This window comes from Stenotrophomonas sp. RS-48 (assembly GCF_030053245.1).
In the GTDB taxonomy this organism is placed as follows: Bacteria; Pseudomonadota; Gammaproteobacteria; order Xanthomonadales; family Xanthomonadaceae; genus Stenotrophomonas; species Stenotrophomonas maltophilia_P.
Genome location: NZ_JASGBV010000042.1, coordinates 16,118 through 35,947, shown reverse-complemented (window position 1 = coordinate 35,947; position 19,830 = coordinate 16,118). Strand labels below are relative to the sequence as shown.

Below are 19,830 nucleotides of genomic sequence, written 5' to 3'. Positions count from 1 at the left end.
ACGTCAGGCCCGTGCGGGTGCCAGCGGCTGTGGCTGCACGCCGGCGGCGCGCAGTTCGCTGGCCACGATGTCCTGGAAGCTCAGCGTCGGATTCATTTCGCACAGCATGCCCACGCGGATCCAGAAACTGGCCTGGGCGTTGATCGAGCGGCTGGAGACGGTGCAGGCACGGCGCAGCTGGTCGTGCAGGGTGTCATCGATGTTGACGATGCCCATGGGCGGATCCAGGTAAGAGGAATATACGTATCGTATATGTTTCGTATATCCCTCTCAAGCCTGCGAGGACTCAGTCCGTTGCGGTGGCGAAGCGCAGGCGGTTGTGGTCCGGATCGAGCAGCAGCATTTCGCGGCTGCCCCACTCGGTGTCATGCGGCGGCTGTTCGATCGGTACCCCCGCGGCACTGAAGGCGCGGTGCAGCGCGTCGACATCCTCGACGATGAAGTAGACCGCGCCGCCCACTTCGCAGTCGTCGCTGTGCTCGGTGAGGAACAGCGTCTGGCCGTCGCGGGTGAGCTGGGCGAACAACGGAAACCCCGGCTCGAACCGATGCTCCCAGTCGACGACGAATCCCAGGCCCTGCACGTAGAAGGGCAGGCTGGCATCGGCGTGGCGCATGCGCAGCTGCGGGATGACGGTCTGGCGCATCATGGTGGCTCGCAGGGGTGAGCCGGCAGTGTATCGCCGGCAGGGTGCCGCCACCTTCGTGGTCAGTCCTGCAGGCCGGGTTGCCCCTGGACCAGCGGCAACCGTGAGCCGTCCAGCAGACCGCGGCTGAGCCGGCCATCCTCGATGAACAGCAGCTCGCCGTTCTCGCCGTTCTTGATGCTGCTGTCGATGGCGATCACGCGATCACCATGGAACGTGCTGACATGCGGCATCGACGTGTGGCCGACCACGATGCGCTTGAGCTGCAGCGTGTCGAGCACGTCCTGCACGCCCCGTGCATCGAGACGGCCATCGAAGTAGCCGCGGTACCAGATGGGGCTGGTCTTGCCGTCGTACAGCGGTGCAGTTGCGGGGTCGGCCTTCACTTCGGCCTTGGGCAATCCCAGCGAGGCCTGGTAGGCGGCATTGGTGCGTGCCGGGTGCAGTGCCAGTTCCACCGCTTCGGGCGAGATGCCGCCATGCAGGAACAGGGTGTCGCCGATCTTCAGCAGCACCGGCCGCGTCCGCAGCCATTGCCCGATCACCGAATCGGCGCCGTACAGCTGCGGATAGCTGCGGCCGAGCAACTGCGCACTGCGCAGGTACTTCGGATTGACATAGCGCAGGTCGTCGTACAGAACCATGGTCTCGTGGTTGCCGAGCACGAAGTGCACCGCACCGCCGGCGGCCACCGCCTGCTGCTGCAGGCCATACAACAGCCAGAACGCTTCGGTGACCTGCGGGCCGCGATCGAACACGTCGCCAGCGACCACCAGGGTGTCCTGGCCGAGGGCCCAGCGGTCCTGCGCATCGATCACATGGTGGGCGCGCAGCAGTCGTACCAGCAGGTCGTACTGGCCGTGGATGTCGGACAGGGCGACGATGCGCGGTACCGCAGGCAGCTCCGACACCGAAGGCGCGACCGGTGGCAGCACGTGCACGCTGTGGCCGTAGCCGCACTGCGGAACGAACTCCGTGCCGCTGGCATTGGAGGGCAGGGTGCGCCGCTGCACCTGGTCGCCGCAGATCCACGTGGCGCGCAGCCGGTCGCCCACACGGAACACGTAGGGACCATCGGCGTCCACGTGCTCGGCCGGTGCGGCCACCTCACGTGCCTGCAGCGAGGATGCAGCCAGCAGCAGGGCCAGCGCCATCAGCAGCAGGGCAGGTCGGGGCAAGGGGTGGCGCAGCATGGGCGGTTCCTCGGCAGGCAACGATAAGGCGGGCCCGCAGGCCCGCCTGTGATGCTATCCCGTTGCCTATCCTGGCAACATGCGCCGAAGGTGGGGGTCACTGTGCGGGATCGGGTGGCCGACGCCGCGCGGTGGCATCAGAACTTCGCGCGCAGGTTGAACAGCACGCGGCGCGGCTCGCCCCAGTAGCCCGAGTTGAAGAAGCCGACATTGCGGTAATACACCTTGTCGAACAGGTTGGTGACCGTCACGCCCACGCTCAGGTTGTCGTTGATGCGAAAGCGTCCCATCAGGTCGAACAGCACATACCCGCCCTGGCTCATCTTGCCGGTGGCGGTGACCGGGGTCCCGTTGGCATTGAACCGGCCGGTGGGGATCGGCTGCATCTGGTAGATATCGCTTTGCACGCTGAACCCACCGCCGACCGTCCACTGGCCGTGGCTGTAAGTGGTGTTGAAGCGCGCCAGATGCATCGGGCTGGTGCTGGCGAAGCGGCTTCCATCGGGGTTGCTGCTGTAACTGTAGGTGTAGCCGCCGGTCATGCTCCAGTGGTCGGTGATCGAGCCGGACACCTCGAACTCGCCACCCTGGGTGGTGATGCCCTTGCTGGCGATGTAGGGCGAGCTGCCATCGGGCAGCTTGATCTCGCCGCCGTTGGGGTCCAGCTCGGCCACGTTGTCCTGTTTCATGTAGAAGCCGTTCAACGAGGCGTAGAGGCGGCCGTCGAAAAATTCACTCTTCAGGCCGTACTCGTAGTTGCCGCCGGTGGTCGGGTCGAGTAGCTGGTTGTTGATGTCGCGGCGCGCGGTGGCCTGGAACACGTCCGAGTAGCTGGCGAAGGCGGTGATGCTGCTGCTCAGGTCATACAGCACGCCCACGTAGGGGGTCAGCTCGTGCGCGGTGGTGCGCGCGCTGCGGCTGGTGAACCCCCCGTCGGTGTTGTAGTTGTCGGTGGTGGTGCGGTAATCGGAGTAGCGCGCGCCCGCGATGATCTTCTGCGGATCGATCGGGCTCAGGCGCACCGCGGTGTAGTAGCCGGTCTCGGTGGTGTTCACCGTGCTGGACGGAATGCCGTAGTCGTAGGTGGTCGGCTTGCCGATGTTGCCATCCCAGCTGAAGATGCTGGGGAAGGCGGCCACGTTGTACGGGCGCGAGGTGATGCCGGCGCGGATGGTGTCCAGGTCGCGGTCGTAGTGGTTGATGCCCACCACCAGTTCATGCGAACGGCCGAACAGCTGGAACGGGCCGGAGGCGTACAGGTCGAACGCATCCTCGCGGGTTTCGGACACCGAATAGGTATCGGCAATGCGCAGGCCCAGGCCGGTGGTCGCGTCGGCCCAGTTGCCGGTGTTGGAACCGGCCAGCAGCAGCGAGTCGGTGTCGGTGGCGCGGTGGTTGTAGGCCAGGCGGCCGCTCCAGCCGGCACCGAACTGCTGTTCCAGGGTGGCGAAGTAGTTGGTGCTCTCGCGGTTCCATTCGTTCCAGTGTGCGGCAGCGCTGTAGGAACGCGGCATGTGCGCGCGCGTGCCATCGCGGAAGTACAGCGGCGAGGCGCTCCAGGCGCCACCATCGGAGCCGGTCTCCAGGTAATCGATACCGGCGCGCAGACGGGTGCTGTCGGTCAGGTCGGCTTCGATCACGGCATACAGGCTGGGCGACGTATCGTGCTGGAAGCGCACCCAGCTTTCCTTGTCGGTGTAGGCGCCGACGAAGCGTCCACGCACGCGGCCGCCCTTGCTGAGCGGGCCGGATACATCCACTTCGGCGCGCTTGTAGTCCCACGAACCGGCGCTGACGCTGGTGCTGGCCTGGAAGGTTTCGGTCGGGCGCTTGCGCACCATGTTCACCGTGGCCGATGGGTTGCCCGAGCCGGTGACCAGGCCACTGGCGCCGCGCACCACTTCGATGCGCTCGTAGATGGAGGTGTCACTGAGGATCGAGTTGCCGCCCGCACCGGTGGTGTAGTTGGTGGGGATGCCATCGAACATGAAGTTGTTGATGGCAAAGCCGCGTGCGTTGAACAGCGTGCGGTTGCTGTCATAGGACTGGATGGTCACGCCCGGGGTCTGCTGCAGCACCTCGGAAATGGTGATGAGGTTGAAATCCTCGATGCGCTGGCGAGTGAACACGGTGAGCGACTGCGGGGTTTCGCGCAGGGTCAGCGGCAGCTTGGTGGCGGTATTGGTGCCGTAGACCTGGTAGCCCTCGGTGCGCTGGGTGACCATCACCCGGTCCAGTTCGGTGGTGGTCGGCGCGCTGTCCTGGGCGAAGGCCGGCGCGGCGGCGCAGGCGATCGACAAAGCCAAGGCATTCCGGCGCAGCGCGCCAGAGGACGTCATGTACATGGTGGAAACCTCTGCTGCTGTATCAGGAACGGGAAGACGGGCGTGGTGCCGGCTTGGCCGGGCTACGGAAACTGAGCCAGAGCACCATCGCACCGGCACCGGCGGCGAGCACGCCGCACCAACCAACGAAACCTTGTGCCACGCCCCACGCCGCGATGCTGGTCAGCAGGCTGGCTGTCAGCCCGAGCACGCCCAGGACCTGCAGCAGGCGCCGGCGCGGCGCGGGGGGCGCATGGCCGGCAACATCGCGGTGGTGGCGTTCCATCGCCATGGCCAGGCAGGCGAAGGCGGCAGCAGCCAGCAGCAGTGCGAGCACGCTCATGCGCCGGCCTCGGCGGTGCGCGCGGGGCGTGGCCGGCGCTGTGCCGGCACGAAGCGATGCACCTTGCGCGCGGCCCACAGCAGGCCAGTGCCGATCAGCAGCAGGCCGATATCGACGCCTGCCTTGGCGCCATCGCCGCCAGCAAGCGCGGATACCGCGCCACCGTGCCAGGCCACCAGGTTGTAGAGCGGCAGCCCCAGTGCCAGCACGCCGGCCAGCGCCAGCTGCTCGACCCAGCCACGACGTGGCGCGCGCAGCATCGCGTGCGCCACGCAGGCAGCCCAGGCGTAGAAAAACACCTTCACTTCGGCATCGCTGCGGTTGGCCACGTCCAGCGGCAGCAGTCGGTTGCCCCACAGGAAGGCGAGCATGGCCACGGGCAGGCCGGTGACGAAGCCGATGTTCAGCCGCTCGACGATGCGGAAGCCCAGGTGTGGCCGCTCAGGATCGGGCAGCTGTGCGCGCCGCTTCACTGTCCACAGCACCAGCCCGGTGGCTACCATCAGCGTGCCGGCCACACCGGAGAGGAAGAACAGCCAGCGCATCGTGATGGGGGCGAAGCGCGCCGCGTGCAGGCCGATCATGCCGTCGCGGGTGATGACGGCGGCCGAGCGCGGCGCGGCGGCGTGCAGAAGATTGCCGTGGGCATCGAAGCTGAGCGTATCGGCGGTACCAGCAATCTGGTCGCCCTGTTGGCGGCGCACGCTGATGCGCATGGCCGCATCACCAGGGTGTTCGATCTGCAGTGATGCCGCATGGCCGCCGCCCCATTGCAGTTCAGCGCGGCGCAGTATTCCCGCCAGCACGGGCGTCGTTGCGGCCACACCGCTGGCCTCGGCCTTCTCCGCGCGCGGGAACAGTTCGGCAAAGAACGCGTCGCGGCCGCCGGGGTAGTTGGCATCCACCGCCCACGGCATGTACAGCGTCATCAGTGTGATCAGCCCGGTGTAGGTGATCATCAGGTGGAACGGCAGTGACAGAACGGCCAGCGCGTTGTGACCGTCCAGCCAGCTGCGCTGGCCTTTGCCACGGCGGAAGGTGAAGAAGTCGGTAAAGATCTTCTTGTGGGTAATGACCCCGCTGATGAGCGCGATCAGCATCAGCATCGAACATGCACTGATGAACCAGCGCGCCCACAGGACCGGCACGTAGTGCAGATCGAAGTGCAGGCGGTAGAAGAAGTTGCCGCCACGCGTCTCACGCACCTGTACCGGGTTGCCATCTGCATCCAGCGTCGCCTGGTTCGGATTGCGCTGGCCGCGGCGGCGTTCCTTCTCGCCCTGTGGCTGCCAGCTGACGGCCGTGGCGCTGCTGCGCGCATCGGGAAGTTCGATGCTCCAACGCTGTGCATCGGGTGCGGTGCGGGCGAGGAAGGCTTGTGCCTGGGTGACCGCTGCAGCGCTGTCGGCAGGCAGGCCGATTTCCGGCTGCATCCAGCGCGTCAGTTCTTCCTTCCAGTACGCGGCGGTACCGGCGATGAAGATCAGGAACAGGACCCAGCCGACCACCAGGCCGGACCAGGTGTGCAGCACCGATTGCGATTGGCGGATGCCCCCGAGGTTGCTCATGCGACGCCCCCGCGCAGCAGCCAGGCCAGCCATGCCCCCAGGCCGCCAGCAATCAGCAGGCCCAGCGTGGCGCGCAGGGTGCTGCGTGCGGCGTACGCCCAGATCGTGGCCAGCACATACACCACGAAGGCGGACATGGTGGCCACCAGGGTGGCGTCGGCTTTGGCACCGGGCAGCAGGCGCGCCAGGGCGGCGGCCCAGCACGCGGCCACGGCATAGCCACCGAGCAGGCCAAGCAGGCCACGTGCCCACAACAGGGCATGGCCATTACCGCGCGGCATGCGCTTGGCGACCGGAGGGCCGGCGGTGGGAGGAGAAGAGGGAGCGGCCATCGCCGATGTCAATAGGAATCGAGTGCAATTGCGAGCGAATGCTATTTGACACCGGTAGCGCTGTCGAGTCCCCCATTCGGGGGGGGCGTCCCATTTTTCAGCGCTTGCGGACCACCGTCTGCGCGGGCGCGATGGTGTGGCCGGCCGCGTCCTGGGGCTGCATGTAGGGCAGGACGCGGCCGCTACCACGCTCAACCAGCGTGGAATGCACCTCGTCGGGAGCGAAACGATGGCGTTCGCCCCATTGGCGCAGGGCCACCAGCAGTGGGAACAGATCGCGCCCTGCCGCGGTCAGCACGTACTGCTGGTAGGCGCTGCCATCGCTGGCAGGTTGCTGCAGCAGCAGCCCGGCCTCGACCAGACGCCGCAGGCGGTCGCTGAGGATGTTGCGCGCTGCGCCGAGGCTGCGCTGGAAGTCACTGAAGCGGGTAACGCCATCAAAGGCATCGCGGATGATCAGCAGGGCCCAGCGATCACCGAGCAGATCGGCGCTGCGGGCAACGGGGCAGGGGCTGTCGGCATGCATGGGCAAGGCTCGTGACGATGTGGTTGCATTTTAAAACCATTGTCGATAGGGTGCATCCAGTTTCAATATGCAACCACATTCATGCCCGTTTCCGTCCTTCCGCGCGCCCTGTTGGGCCTGCTGGCCATCGCGGCGGGTGCCAGTGTGGCCAATGTCTATTACGCACAGCCGCTGCTGGAGCGCCTGGCGCAGGCCTTCGCCATGGAGCGCGCGACGGCCGGCGCTGTGGTTGCCGCCACCCAGGCCGGCAGCGTGCTGGCCCTGCTCGGCCTGCTGCCGCTGGCCGACCGCGGCGATCGTCGCCGCCTGCTGCGCGTGCAGCTGCTGGCACTGGTGATGGTGCTGCTGGGACTGGCGGCAGCACGCAGTACCGCCTGGCTGCTGGGGGGCATGGTGCTGGCGGGCCTGCTCGGGACGGCGCTCACCCAGGGACTCATCGCCTATGCAGCCACGCTGGCACCGTCGGGGCAGCGGGGGCGCGTGGTTGGCATGGTGCAGGGCGGGGTGTTCATCGGCCTGCTGGCTGCGCGTGTGGTATCCGGCGCGGTGGCGGCCCTGGCCGGCTGGCGCGCGGTGTACCTGCTGTCAGCAGTGATGATGGCGGCGTTGGCGATGCTGCTGTGGCGACGCCTGCCTGCCGTGCCTGTTCCCTCGCAGCCGCCGGCCTGGCGCGCGCTGCTCGGCTCGATGATGACGATGCTGCGCAGTGATCGCACGCTGCGCGAGCGTGGCCCTCTGGCGCTGCTGCTGTTCGCCGGCCTCAACGTGTTCTGGGCGGCCGTACCGCTGCCCCTGTCGGCATCACCGATGAACTGGTCGACCGCGGCCATCGGCGCGCTCGGTCTGGCCGGCATGGTCGGTGCGCTGCTGGCTGCACGGGTGGGGCACTGGATGGATCGGGGTTTCTGCCTGCGGGTGAGCCTGGGGGCGCTGCTGCTGATGCTGCTTGCGTGGTGGCCCCTGCTGGGTCTGCCGCACGCCCTGGCATGGCTGCTGTTGGGCGTGGTGGTGCTCGATCTGGGAGGACAGGCACTGCATGTATCCAACCAGGCGTTGTTGCTGCGCGCGCCTGCCGAACAGCACGGTCGCCTGGTGGCGCTGTACATGCTGTTCTACGCGGTCGGCAGCGGCGCCGGTGCTGCGGCCGGTACGTGGATGCAGGCGCACCACGGCTGGACCATGGTCTGTGCACTCGGTGCAGGCATCGCGGTGACAGCGCTGGCATGGTGGGCGTTGCATGCCGCTGCACCGGCAGCGCGTCACCCCGGCGGCCACCGGCCCCCTGCGTAGTACCCATCAGCAGGGGTACGGCGAACCAGCGTACTTGGCCCCATGCACATTCGCGAAGCGCTTGCACTGAGTTGACGCATTTGAGAATCAATCGCATTGATGGGAGAATGCGCGCATGGATCGGCCTGCGGAAGATGTGCGGCGCCGCTCCCACTCCCCCCGTCGTCGCCTCAAGCCCTTTGCCAGAGGTCCCGTTGCCCTGCCAGAAGGTGTTGAAGATGTCTGCCGTCCTTGTTCCGCCGCCGCGCCCGTTGGCGCTTGCCGTTGCTGCCCTGCTTGCGGGCAGTGCCCTGGGTGCCCATGCGCAGACCGACGCGACCGATATCGATACGGTACACGTCACCGCCTCGCAGATCGCGCGTCAGGCCCTGGGTACATCGACCATCACCGCGGAGGACATTGCGCGCCGTCCTCCTGCCAACGACATCGCCGAGCTGCTGCGGACCATGCCCGGTGTCAATCTCACCGGCAACAGTGCGTCCGGCCAGTATGGCAACAACCGCCAGATCGACCTGCGCGGCATGGGGCCGGAGAACACGCTGATCCTGGTGGACGGCAAACGCGTCGGCGCCCGCGACGCCGTGCGCATGGGCCGCAGCGGTGAGCGCAATACCCGTGGCGACACCAACTGGGTGCCGGCGGAGATGATCGAGCGCATCGAAGTGCTGCGCGGTCCGGCAGCGGCGCGTTATGGATCCGGCGCCTCCGGCGGCGTGGTCAACATCATCACCAAGCGGCCGACGGGCGATCTGACCGGAGCGGTCGACCTGTACGGACTGGTACCCGAGCACAGTGCCGAAGGTGGCAGTGAGCGCGTGGGCCTGCAGCTGAGCGGCCCGATGACCGATGCGTTGTCCTTCCGCCTGTATGGCAACCTCAACAGGACCGACGCGGATTCGCTCGAACTCAATCGCGCGTTCGCCACCGCGCCGGGCACCGTACCTCCGGCAGGCCGCGAGGGCGTCAAGAACCGCGATGTCAACGCGCTGCTGCGCTGGGACATCAACGCCGGCCAGGTGGTGGAATTCGAAGCCGGTACCAGCCGCCAGGGCAACATCTATGCGGGCGACCGTGCCGTGAGCAACACCGGTACCTCCACGCCGGTCGATCTGGCGGCGCTGGCCGAGAGCGAGGCAGAGACCAACCGCATGTACCGCACCACCGGGGCGATCACCCATCGTGGCCGCTGGGGCGATGTGACCTCGCGCGTTACTGCTGCGGTGGAAGCGGTCAACAATTCGCGCATCAACGAAGGCCTGGCCGGTGGCCCCGAGGGCAGCTTCAACGGCACCGACTGGTCCACCTCCCGCCTGCGCAATTACCAGCTCGATGGCGAGGTCAGTTTCCCGACCACGATCGGCGCGGCGGAGAATGTCTGGACGCTGGGCTTCGAGCATCTCGACAGCCGCCTGACCGATCCGTATTCGATGAGCCAGTCCGGCAGCAGTGGCGGTGGCCTGCCGGGCCTGTCGGCCGATCGCGCGCGCGGCAAGTCCGATGCGCAGACCACGGCGGTCTTCGTCGAAGACAACATCTACCTGGGTGAACGCTGGATCGTGACGCCGGGACTGCGCTTCGACCACCACAGCCAGTTCGGCAACAACGCCAGCCCCAGCCTCAATGCGCAGTTCCGCATCAATGGCGACTGGGTGGTGAAGGGCGGCATCGCACGCGCGTTCAAGGCTCCCAACCTCTACCAGTCCAATCCGGACTACCTGTACTACACCCGTGGCAACGGCTGTCCCAACGCACTGCCGAGCCTGGGCGCGGGCTGCTACCTGCAGGGCAACGCGGAGCTGGACGCCGAGACCAGCCTGAACAAGGAACTGGGCGTGGAATGGGCTCCGCAGAGTGGCTGGCAGGCCTCGTTGACCTACTTCCACAACGACTACAAGGACAAGATCGAGGCCGGGTATACCCAGGTTGGCCTCACCGCCGATACCCGTGGCCGGATCTTCCGCTGGGAAAATGCACCGAAGGCCATCGTGCAGGGCCTGGAGGGCAACCTGGTGGTGCCGCTGCTGGGCGAGCAGGGCGACCGGCTGAAGTGGAGCAGCAACTTCACCTACATGGTGGAGAACGAGAACAAGAGCACCGGCCAGCCGCTGTCGGTGATACCGCGGTACACGGTCAACACGATGCTGGACTGGCAGGCCACCGAAAAGCTGTCGCTGCTGCTCACCGGCACCTTCTACGGCAGGCAGGAGCCGGCCACCACCAACATCAACAACGATCCTCGCTGCACCGGAAGCTGCGATCCGTCGGTGGTGCTGCAGGACCGGGGGGCATACAACATCTGGGGCGTGAGCGCGCGCTACAGGGTTACCGGGACGGTCAGCTTCGGTTTCGGCGTGAACAACCTGGCCGATAAGCGCCTGTTCCGCGAAGCCAACAGCAGCGACGCTGGCGCGGCGACCTACAACGAGCCGGGCCGCGCATACTGGGCCAGCCTGCGTTTCGGCTTCTGAGCGCACGCGGTGCCTGACAGGCATGGCCCGGTGCAATCGGCGAGCGCCGGGCCGCGCCCGGCGCGACCGGCGCCGCACAGCTGCAATGTTATAAACATCGTAATAGTCTCCCTCGCAGCCACGCCGTAGCCTGACCGCATCGCACAGGAGCTGTTTCATGGGCCACGACCACGATCACCTGCCGTCCCAGATCCGCCACGAGAAGCCGTTGTGGTGGGCGTTGGGGCTGACTTCCACCTTCCTTGTCGTCGAAGTCGTCGGCGCGTTCTGGACCAACAGCCTGGCGCTGCTGTCCGATGCGGCCCACATGGCCACCGACGCGCTGGCACTGATGATCGCGCTGGTCGCGGTGCGCTTGAGCCGGCGTCCGCCGGACGCGCGCCGCACCTATGGCTATGCGCGGCTGGAAGCCCTTGGCGCGATGATCAATGGCGCGATGCTGTTCGTGGTGGCCGGCTACATCCTGTGGGAAGCGGTCGGCCGCTTCCGCGAACCGCAGGAGATTGCCTCCACCGGCATGCTGGTGATCGCCGCCGCCGGCCTGGTCATCAATCTGATCTCGATGCGCCTGCTGCAGGCCGGCAGCGGTGAAAGCCTCAACGTCAAAGGTGCCTACCTGGAAGTGTGGGCCGACATGCTCGGCTCGGTGGCGGTGATCGTCGGCGCGCTGCTGATCCGCTGGACCGGCTGGCAGCCGATCGACCCGATCCTGGCGGTGCTGATCGGCCTGTGGGTGCTGCCACGCACCTATGTGCTGATGCGCGAGGCGATCAACGTGCTGCTGGAAGGCGTGCCCAAGGGCATGGATGTGGCGAAGGTCCGCGACAGCCTGTCCGGTCATGCCGCGGTGCTGGACGTGCATGACCTGCATGTGTGGGCACTGGCCTCGAGCACGCCGGCGCTGACCGCGCATGTCGTGATGCGCGACGGTACCGACGCCGACGTGCTGCGCCGTGAGCTGGGAGGTCGCCTGCACGATGACTTTGGCATCGAGCATGTGACCCTGCAGATTGAAGCGGATCACTGCGGAGAGGCATGCGGAGATCCCGCGCCGCCCAGTGCGGCCGCACCGGATGCGCGGCACGATCACGACCACGGCGAGGACGCGCAGGGCCATCGCGGCCACGTGCACCACTGATCTGCCGCTACGCGTCCCGTCGCGACGCCAGCCGATCCGCCAGGCGGGTCGGCTCCGGCAGGCGATAGCCACGCAGCGTGCGCTGCACCCACTGCAGTGCGGTATCGGCGCTGATGCGGTGCCCGCCAGCGACGAACAGCGGCTTGCAGCGGACCTTGCTGCGCAGCACCCAGCCGAGCTGTTCATCGCCATCGAGCAGGGGCGTATGCGCGCCAGCCTCGTCTGCGGGCTCGACGAAGCGACCGACCAGTTTCGACTTGGCCACGCCGATGCTCGGCAGATCGGTGACGACGCCCAGGTGCGCCGCCACGCCCAGCCGTCGCGGATGGCTGATGCCGTGCCCGTCGACGAAGACCAGGTCCGGCGAACGCGGCAGCAGGGCCAGTGCAGCGAGCAGGGCGGGCAGCTCGCGGAAGCTGAGCAGGCCAGGGATGTAAGGCATCACCGTGGGAATGCGGGCGATCTCCCGGGCCACCGGTTGCAGGGTGGCGGCATCCAGCAGCACGGCTGCGGCGCGGGTGGTGCGGCCGTCGTCCTCGAAGCCGACGTCCAGCCCGGCCAGCCAGCGTACGGTACCCGGCAGGCGGTCGCTGCGCTCCACCCGCGCCGCAAGCCGCAGCTGTTGCTCGCGTGCGGCGACGACGCTGCCCTGCCAGCGCCCGGGATCGATCACGGTATTCATCGATCACAGCATCGCATGGGCCGCGCCACGGCACGGTGAGCGGCCCCGGGGCTACAATGGCGGCCTGCCTTTCCTCGCGTTGGAGATCCTGCAGTGACCCGTAAACTCGTACTGTTGCGCCATGGCCAGAGCCAGTGGAACCTGGACAACCGCTTCACCGGCTGGGTCGATGTCGACCTGACGGAGCAGGGGCGCCGGGAAGCGGCTGCCGCGGGCCGCCTGATGCGCGAGGAAGGCCTGCAGTTCGACGTCGCCCACACCTCGGTGTTGAAGCGCGCCATCCACACCCTGCAGGGTGCGCTGGCCGAGCTGGAGCAGGACTGGCTGCCGGTGAACAAGTCCTGGCGTCTCAACGAGCGCCATTACGGCGGCCTGCAGGGCCTGGACAAGGCCGAGACCGCTGCAAAGCACGGCGAGGAGCAGGTCAAGGTGTGGCGTCGCTCCTATGACATCCCGCCGCCGCCGATGGATCTGGAAGACCCGGGCCATCCGATCCACGACCGTCGCTACGCCGGGCTGGATCGCAACGCGCTGCCGGGTACCGAATCGCTGGCCACCACCCTCGACCGCGTGCTGCCGTACTGGCACGACGCCATCGCGCCGCAGCTGAAGGACGGCAAGACGGTGCTGGTCACCGCCCACGGCAACTCGCTGCGCGCGCTGTACAAGTACCTCAACAATGTTTCGCGCGAGGAAATCCTCGAGCTGAACATTCCGACCGGCATTCCGCTGCTGTTCGAACTGAACGATGACCTGACCGTGCAGTCGTTCCGCTACCTGGGCGACCCGGAAGCGGCGCGGAAGGCCGCTGAGGCCGTGGCCAACCAGGGCAAGGCCAGGTAACCATCGGAAGGCCGGCGCACGCCGGCCTTCGCTTTTTTGTGGCGCAGAGCAGGGCTCGGCGCCACATGACGAGCGCTCTGTGACCTTTGGCCGGTCCCTGCCGCGGGTGTCCCCGTCTACCCTGTGGAATTACCCGCAGGAGAGCCTCATGAACGTCCGCAACCTGGCCCCGCTGGGCCTGACCATCGCCATCGCCGCCTCCCTGGCTGCGTGTGGCAAGAACGAAACTGCACCGGCGACCAGTGCCGACGCTACGCCGGCCTTCGACCTGTCACAGATCAAGACGCCGCTGATCTCGCTCAACAGCGCCGATCTCGATCCGGCCATCGCGGCCTGCACCGACCTCAATGGCTTCGTCAACAGCAAGTGGCTGAAGGCCAATCCGGTACCGGGCGACCAGACCACCTGGGGCAGCTTCGAAATCCTGCGCGAGCGCTCGCTGGAAGTGCAGCATGCGCTGGTACAGCAGGCTGCCGCCAGCCAGGCCAAGACCGGTTCGGTGGAAGCCAAGATCGGCGACATCTGGAAGACCGGCAACGACGAAGCGAAGATCGAGGCTGCGGGCTTGGCACCGCTGCAGCCGCAGCTCGACAAGATCGCCGCGCTGAAGGACACCGCCACCCTCACCCAGTACCTGCGCGACAGCCAGGCCGAGGGCAAGGGCGTGCTGTTCTCGCTGTTCGCCAATGCCGATTACAAGGATTCGGCCAATGTCATCGCCTACGTCGGCCAGGGCGGCCTCGGCCTGCCGGAGAAGGGCTACTACTTCGATGATGCGCAGGCCAAGATCCGCGACGCCTACGTGGCCTACATCGCGCAGGTGCTGACCCTGTCCGGCGTGGACGCCGCGCAGGCCGCCGAGCAGGCCAAGGCCGTGATGGCCTTCGAAACCCGCTTGGCCAAGGCGTCCATGTCGCGCATCGAAATGCGTGACCCGGCCAAGCGCTACAACCCGCTCAGTGCTGCCGACGCCGACAGGCTGACCCCGAATTTCAGCTGGACCGCGCTGTTCGACACCCTGAAGGTGCCGGCCGCGCAGAAGTTCTCGCTGGCCCAGCCGGGCTTCTTCTCCGAGATGGACAAGATGCTGGCCGATGTGCCGGCCAGCACCTGGCAGGCCTACCTGCGCTTCCACACCATCGACGACGCCTCGCCGTACCTGAGCAGCCAGTTCGAGAAGGCCAACTTCGATTTCTATGGCACCACCCTGCGTGGCCAGAAGGAAATGCAGCCGCGCTGGAAGCGCGTGCTGGAGTCGGTCAACGGCGGCATGGGCGAGGCGCTGGGCCAGCTGTACGTCGACGCCGTATTCCCGGCCGAGTCGAAGGTGGCCATGCAGCACCTGGTGGAAAACCTGTCGCAGGCGTTGAAGGTGCGCCTGGAGCAGCTGCCGTGGATGGGCGAGGAAACCAAGAAGAAGGCACTGGAGAAGTGGGCCAGCTTCACCCCGAAGATCGGTTACCCGGACAAGTGGCGTGACTGGGCAGGCCTGCAGACCAACGGCGACAGCTACCTCGGCAACATGCAGGCGGCGCGCGCGTTCAACTACCGCTACATGCTGGACAAGATCGGCAAGCCGGTGGACAGGACCGAGTGGGGCATGACGCCGCAGACCGTCAACGCCTACTACAACGCCACCAAGAACGAGATCGTGTTCCCGGCAGCGATCCTGCAGGCGCCGTTCTTCGACGCCAAGGCCGATCCGGCACTGAACTACGGCGGCATCGGCGCGGTGATCGGCCACGAGATGATGCACGGCTACGACGATTCGGGCAGCCAGTTCGCCGCCAACGGCAACTTCGACAACTGGTGGACCGATGCCGACCGCAAGGCGTTCACCGAACGTACCGACCAGCTGGTCGCGCAGTTCGATGGCTACGAAGCGGTGCCCGGCGTGAATGTGAAGGGCAAGCTGACCCTGGGCGAGAACATCGGCGACCTGGGCGGCCTGACCGTGGCTTATGACGCGCTGCAGATGGCGCTGAAGGAGGATCCGAAGGCGAACGTCGAGGTCGATGGCTACAGCCAGGACCAGCGCTTCTTCATGAACTGGGCCACCGTGTGGCGTCGCAACTTCACCGATGGCGAACTGCGCGTGCGCCTGAACACCGATCCGCACGCGCCGGCCAACTTCCGCGCCAACGGTGCGCCCTCGAACATGCCGTCGTTCGCGGCTGCGTTCCAGTGCAAGGCCGGTGACGCGATGGTGCGTGCCGACGACAAGCGCGTGGTGATCTGGTAACCGATCACACGTGAAGCGTGATGCGAAAGGCCCGGCGCAAGCCGGGCCTTTTGTCTGTTCGCCCGGTGGCGCCGGATCTCAGGCCAGCGCAGGTTCCTGCGCCAGCAGGCGATGGAAGCGCTGCAGCACGTAGGGGTCGATCAGGCCGCCGGCCTGGTCATCGAGGATGCGCAGTGCCGTTCCGTGCGCCATCGCCGCCCGGTACGGACGATCACTGGTCATCGCATCGTAGGCGTCGGCGAGCGTGACAATGCGCGCGCCCAGCGGGATGTGCTCGCCGTGCAGGCCGTCGGGATAGCCGCTGCCGTCGAATGCCTCGTGATGGGCCCGGATCAGCCTGGCCACCGCGGCGGCATCGCTGCGGCCGGTGGTCAGGAAGATGTGCTCGCCACGCACGGGATGCTCACGCATGATCGCGCGCTCCTGCTCGGTGTGCCGACGAGGGTTCAGCAGCACGTCGTCGGGAATGCCGATCTTGCCGATGTCATGGAATCGCGCGGCCAGCGCGACCCGCGTCCCGGCCTCCTGGTCCAGGTCGCAGTGCATGGCCAGGCGCTGGGCCAGTTGGCCGACCCGGTCACAGTGATGGCGGGTGTAGGCGTCGCGCATCTGCAGCGACATGGCCAGGGCATCGATCAGGCAGGCCTGTGCGTGCAGCAGGTCGGGGGCGGTTACGGCGTCAGGCAGCATGGTCGTCCGCCCGCACCGGGTGGGGCCGGTGCGGGGTGGTGGCGGTGGGAAATCAACCCGGGGCGAGGGTCGTCAGCAGGGCGCGGGCCGCATTGAAGCGGTCTTCCGGCAAGGGTAGCGGGTGCTTGATGCGGAGCTTGTCCGGGCCTTCCATCGCATACAGGTTCGGCTGCTTCTGGATCAGCTGGATCACGGCCATCGGGTCGATGTCCGGCTTCGATTCGAACACGATGCGGCCACCGTTCTCGCCCAGGTCCAGCTTGCGGATGCCCAGCGCGTTGGCCCGCAGCTTCAGCTCGGCAACCGCGAACAGGTGCTTGGCCGGGTCCGGCAGCAGGCCGAAGCGATCGATCATCTCGACCTGCAGCTCGCGCAGCGTATCGTTGTCGCGCGCGCTGGAAATGCGCTTGTACAGCGTCAGGCGGGTATGCACGTCCGGCAGGTAGTCTTCCGGAATCAGGGCCGGCACATGCAGCTCGACGTCGGCACCGCGCACTTCCTCGCCGGCATCCAGGTCCGGCAGCTTGCCCTGCTTGATGCTGCGTACCGCGCGCTCCAGGAGCTCGGTATACAGGCTGAAGCCGACTTCGGCCATCTGCCCGCTCTGGTCCTCGCCGAGCAGTTCACCGGCACCGCGGATTTCCAGATCGTGCGTGGCCAGGGTGAAGCCGGCGCCCAGCTCGTCCATGGAGGCGATGGCTTCCAGGCGCTTCTCGGCATCCGGGGTGATCGCACGGCGGTCAGGCGTGATCAGGTAGGCGTAGGCGCGGTGGTGCGAACGCCCCACGCGGCCGCGCAGCTGGTGCAGCTGGGCCAGGCCGAAGCGGTCAGCGCGGTTGATGATGATGGTGTTGGCGTTGGGGATGTCGATGCCCGACTCGATGATCGTGGTCGACAGCAGCACGTTGAAGCGCTGCTTCTGGAAATCCAGCATCACCTTCTCCAGTTCGCGCTCCGGCATCTGGCCATGGGCGATGCCGATGCGCGCTTCCGGCACGAGTTCGGACAGCTCGCGCTGCATGCGGCCGATGCTCTCCACGTCGTTGTGCAGGAAGTACAGCTGGCCACCACGCGCCAGTTCGCGCTGGAAGGCCTCGCGCAGCAGCGCGTTGTCCCATTGCGTGATGAAGGTCTGTACCGCCAGCCGGTTCGGCGGCGGCGTGGCGATGATCGACAGGTCGCGAAGGCCGGCCATGGCCATGTTCAGCGTGCGCGGGATCGGCGTGGCGGTCAGGGTCAGCAGGTGCACGTTGGCACGCAACGCCTTCAGCGCCTCCTTCTGGCGTACGCCGAAACGTTGTTCCTCGTCGACGATGACCATGCCCAGATCCTTGAACTTCACGTCCGGCTGCAGCAGGCGGTGGGTGCCCACGATGACATCGATGGTGCCGGCAGCGACCTTCTCCAGTTCGGCCTTGATCTCCTTGGTGCTCTTGAAGCGCGACAGCACTTCCACCTTGAGCGGGTAATCGGCGAAGCGGTCGCGGAAGTTGCGGTAGTGCTGTTCGGCCAGCAGCGTGGTCGGCACCAGCACCGCCACCTGCTTGCCGGCACTGGCAGCGGCGAACGCGGCCCGCACGGCGACCTCGGTCTTGCCGAAGCCCACATCGCCGCAGACCACGCGGTCCATCGGCTGGCTGCTGGCGAGGTCGCGCAGGGTCGCGTCGATGGCGGCCAGCTGGTCGGGTGTCTCCTCGAACGGGAAGCCGGCGGCGAATGGTTCGTACATCGCGCGGTCGACCTGCAGGGCCAGTCCGGCGCGTGCCTGCCGGCGCGCCTGGATTTCCAGCAGTTCGGCGGCGACGTCGCGCACCTTCTCGGCGGCCTTGCGCTTGGCCTTGGTCCACTGCTCGCCCCCGAGCGAATGCAGGGGCGCGGTCTCGGCGGATGCGCCGGAGTAGCGGCTGATGAGATGCAGCTGTGCGACCGGAACGTACAGGCGGTCGCCCTTGGCATACTCGATTTCCAGGAACTCGCCCGGCATGCCACCGACGTCCATCGCGATCAGGCCGCGATAACGGCCCACGCCATGATCCTCGTGCACGATCGGCGCGCCTTCGGTCAGCTCGCCCAGGTCACGGATGATCGCTTCCGGTTCGCGGCCGGCGCGGCGCGTGCGGCGGGTGCTGCCGGCGCGCTCGGGGAACAGCTGGCGTTCGGTCAGGACCGCCAGGCGCGGATCGTCCAGGGCGAAGCCATCTTCCAGCGGCGCCACGGTGATGGCAAAGCGCACATCGCTGGCGAGGAAGGCGGGCAGGTCGGCAACTACCGGCGGCTTCAGTTCGGCCGCCTGCAGCACTTCCAGCAGGGCTTCGCGGCGGCCCGGTGAATCTGCGGCGATCAATACCCGGCCGGGGTAGTGGCCGAGGAAGGATTTCAGCGCGTCGCCAGCGGGCGCTTCGCGGGCCGCTACCGGCAGCGCCGGCAGGGGCTGGTCGCCCAGCGCATGTGCATCGGCGATGCGTGCATGGTCGGCGGCCCATACTTCGATGCGTGGCGCGTCGTTCAGCCGCTCGCGCAGCTGCTCAGGCGAAAGGTACAGCGCCGAGGGCGGCAGCAGCGGGCGCTCGACATCGTGGCGGCGCTGCTCGTAGCGTTCGCCGGTCTGTGCCCAGAACGCGTCGGCGGCTTCGCCGGCGCCGGCACACACCACCGGCAGGCTGCCGGCAGGCAGGTAGTCGAACAGGCTGGCGGTGCGATCGAAGAACAGCGGCAGATAGTACTCGATGCCGGCCGGGGCCAACCCGGACTTGAGGTCCTGGTACAGCGCGCTGCGGCGCGTGTCGACATCGAAGCGCTCACGCAGGGTGGCCAGCACGCGGCCGATGCTGGCCTCATCCATCGGTACTTCGCGGCCGGGCAGCATGTGCACCGACTCGACCCTGTCCAGCGAGCGCTGGCTTTCCGGGTCGAAGGCGCGGATCGAGTCGATGTCCTCGTCCAGCAGCTCCACCCGCAAGGGCTCGTCGGCGCCCATCGGGAACACATCGAGCAGGCCGCCGCGCACGGCGAAGTCGCCGGGGTCCATCACCTGCGGCACGTTGCGGTAGCCCGCGCTCTCCAGGCGGCGTTTCTCGGCCTCCAGGTCCAGGCGCTGGCCGACCTTCAGGTCGAAGCTGCCGCCGATCACGTAGCTGCGCGGGGCCAGCTGCTGCAGCAGGGTCTGGACCGGCACCACCACCAGGCCGCGCTTGAGCGCAGGCAGGCGGTGCAGGGCCGCCAGGCGCTGCGAGATGATGTCCGGATGCGGGCTGAAGCGGTCGTAGGGCAGGGTTTCCCAGTCCGGGAAGGCGATCACCGGCAGCGCGGGATCGTTGCCCAGCAGGGTCTGCAGATCGGCTTCGAGCTGGTTGGCGCCGTGGTTGTCACGGGCAACCACCAGCAACGGCGCGTCATGCGCGCGCGCCGCCTGGGCCAGGTACCAGGCCAGGGCGGTCGGTGAAGCGGGGGCGCGCCACCAGGCGCGGAGCTGGCCGGCGCGCGGCAGCGGCGGGGCGGGGTATGAAGTACGCGACATGGACCGCGGATTTTAGCAGAAGCCTCCA

At 67.3% G+C, this 19,830-nt stretch carries 16 protein-coding genes; 5 read left to right on the top strand and 11 right to left on the bottom strand.

What is annotated here, in order from left to right; all coding sequences use genetic code 11:
• Nucleotides 1-3 precede the first annotated feature (3 nt).
• The 8 genes from QMZ25_RS08725 to QMZ25_RS08690 form a co-directional block, all read right to left on the bottom strand.
• Nucleotides 4-216, bottom strand: a complete 213-nt coding sequence (locus QMZ25_RS08725) for a ParD-like family protein (protein WP_053517372.1) — start codon at nt 214-216, stop codon at nt 4-6.
• A 70-nt stretch (nt 217-286) separates the two neighbouring features.
• Nucleotides 287-646 (bottom strand): VOC family protein, encoded by a 360-nt coding sequence (locus QMZ25_RS08720; RefSeq protein ID WP_283219468.1) that lies wholly within the window; start codon nt 644-646, stop codon nt 287-289.
• A gap of 62 nt (nt 647-708) precedes the next feature.
• A complete protein-coding gene (locus QMZ25_RS08715) occupies nt 709-1,839 on the bottom strand; it encodes a metallophosphoesterase (protein ID WP_283219467.1) in 1,131 nt (376 codons plus the stop codon).
• A gap of 137 nt (nt 1,840-1,976) precedes the next feature.
• Nucleotides 1,977-4,178, bottom strand: a complete 2,202-nt coding sequence (locus QMZ25_RS08710) for a TonB-dependent siderophore receptor (RefSeq protein ID WP_283219466.1) — start codon at nt 4,176-4,178, stop codon at nt 1,977-1,979.
• A 28-nt stretch (nt 4,179-4,206) separates the two neighbouring features.
• Nucleotides 4,207-4,506 (bottom strand): DUF3325 domain-containing protein, encoded by a 300-nt coding sequence (locus QMZ25_RS08705; protein ID WP_128990085.1) that lies wholly within the window; start codon nt 4,504-4,506, stop codon nt 4,207-4,209.
• Nucleotides 4,503-6,074, bottom strand: a complete 1,572-nt coding sequence (locus tag QMZ25_RS08700; RefSeq protein ID WP_283219465.1) for a PepSY-associated TM helix domain-containing protein — start codon at nt 6,072-6,074, stop codon at nt 4,503-4,505. The genes QMZ25_RS08705 and QMZ25_RS08700 overlap by 4 nt, the downstream gene beginning before the upstream one ends.
• Nucleotides 6,071-6,406 carry a hypothetical protein gene (locus QMZ25_RS08695; protein ID WP_283219464.1) on the bottom strand — a complete coding sequence of 112 codons (336 nt, stop codon included), beginning with the start codon at nt 6,404-6,406 and terminating at the stop codon, nt 6,071-6,073. The genes QMZ25_RS08700 and QMZ25_RS08695 overlap by 4 nt, the downstream gene beginning before the upstream one ends.
• Nucleotides 6,407-6,503: 97 nt before the next feature.
• Nucleotides 6,504-6,932, bottom strand: coding sequence for a helix-turn-helix domain-containing protein (locus QMZ25_RS08690; protein WP_279942353.1), 429 nt, complete (start codon nt 6,930-6,932; stop codon nt 6,504-6,506).
• Between the two features lie 81 nt (nt 6,933-7,013).
• On the opposite strand from QMZ25_RS08690, the gene QMZ25_RS08685 reads away from it, so the two are divergent.
• The 3 genes from QMZ25_RS08685 (at nt 7,014) to QMZ25_RS08675 (ending at nt 11,828) form a co-directional block, all read left to right on the top strand.
• On the top strand, nt 7,014-8,222 hold the full coding sequence (locus tag QMZ25_RS08685; protein ID WP_283219463.1) for an MFS transporter: 1,209 nt from the start codon (nt 7,014-7,016) through the stop codon (nt 8,220-8,222).
• Between the two features lie 218 nt (nt 8,223-8,440).
• Nucleotides 8,441-10,690 (top strand): TonB-dependent siderophore receptor, encoded by a 2,250-nt coding sequence (locus tag QMZ25_RS08680; protein ID WP_065174656.1) that lies wholly within the window; start codon nt 8,441-8,443, stop codon nt 10,688-10,690.
• 157 nt (nt 10,691-10,847) lie between these two features.
• Nucleotides 10,848-11,828 (top strand): cation diffusion facilitator family transporter, encoded by a 981-nt coding sequence (locus QMZ25_RS08675; protein WP_053517376.1) that lies wholly within the window; start codon nt 10,848-10,850, stop codon nt 11,826-11,828.
• 7 nt (nt 11,829-11,835) lie between these two features.
• Here the strand turns inward: QMZ25_RS08675 and nfi are convergent, their stop codons facing one another.
• Nucleotides 11,836-12,510: a deoxyribonuclease V gene (gene nfi / locus QMZ25_RS08670; protein WP_283219462.1), complete on the bottom strand. Its 675-nt coding sequence runs from the start codon at nt 12,508-12,510 to the stop codon at nt 11,836-11,838.
• 93 nt (nt 12,511-12,603) lie between these two features.
• Between nfi and gpmA the strand changes: the two genes are divergently transcribed.
• Both gpmA and QMZ25_RS08660 read left to right on the top strand, forming a co-directional pair.
• A complete protein-coding gene (gpmA, locus tag QMZ25_RS08665) occupies nt 12,604-13,353 on the top strand; it encodes a 2,3-diphosphoglycerate-dependent phosphoglycerate mutase (protein WP_053517379.1) in 750 nt (249 codons plus the stop codon).
• A 148-nt stretch (nt 13,354-13,501) separates the two neighbouring features.
• A complete protein-coding gene (locus tag QMZ25_RS08660) occupies nt 13,502-15,595 on the top strand; it encodes a M13 family metallopeptidase (protein ID WP_197571884.1) in 2,094 nt (697 codons plus the stop codon).
• A gap of 78 nt (nt 15,596-15,673) precedes the next feature.
• On the opposite strand, the gene QMZ25_RS08655 is transcribed toward QMZ25_RS08660, so the two are convergent.
• Both QMZ25_RS08655 and mfd read right to left on the bottom strand, forming a co-directional pair.
• The gene (locus QMZ25_RS08655; RefSeq protein WP_283219461.1) at nt 15,674-16,285 is read right to left on the bottom strand and encodes an HD domain-containing phosphohydrolase; all 612 of its coding nucleotides are present in this window, start codon (nt 16,283-16,285) and stop codon (nt 15,674-15,676) included.
• 52 nt (nt 16,286-16,337) lie between these two features.
• Complete coding sequence (mfd, locus tag QMZ25_RS08650) at nt 16,338-19,802, bottom strand: transcription-repair coupling factor (protein WP_111185843.1); 3,465 nt, start codon at nt 19,800-19,802, stop codon at nt 16,338-16,340.
• Nucleotides 19,803-19,830: the final 28 nt, after the last annotated feature.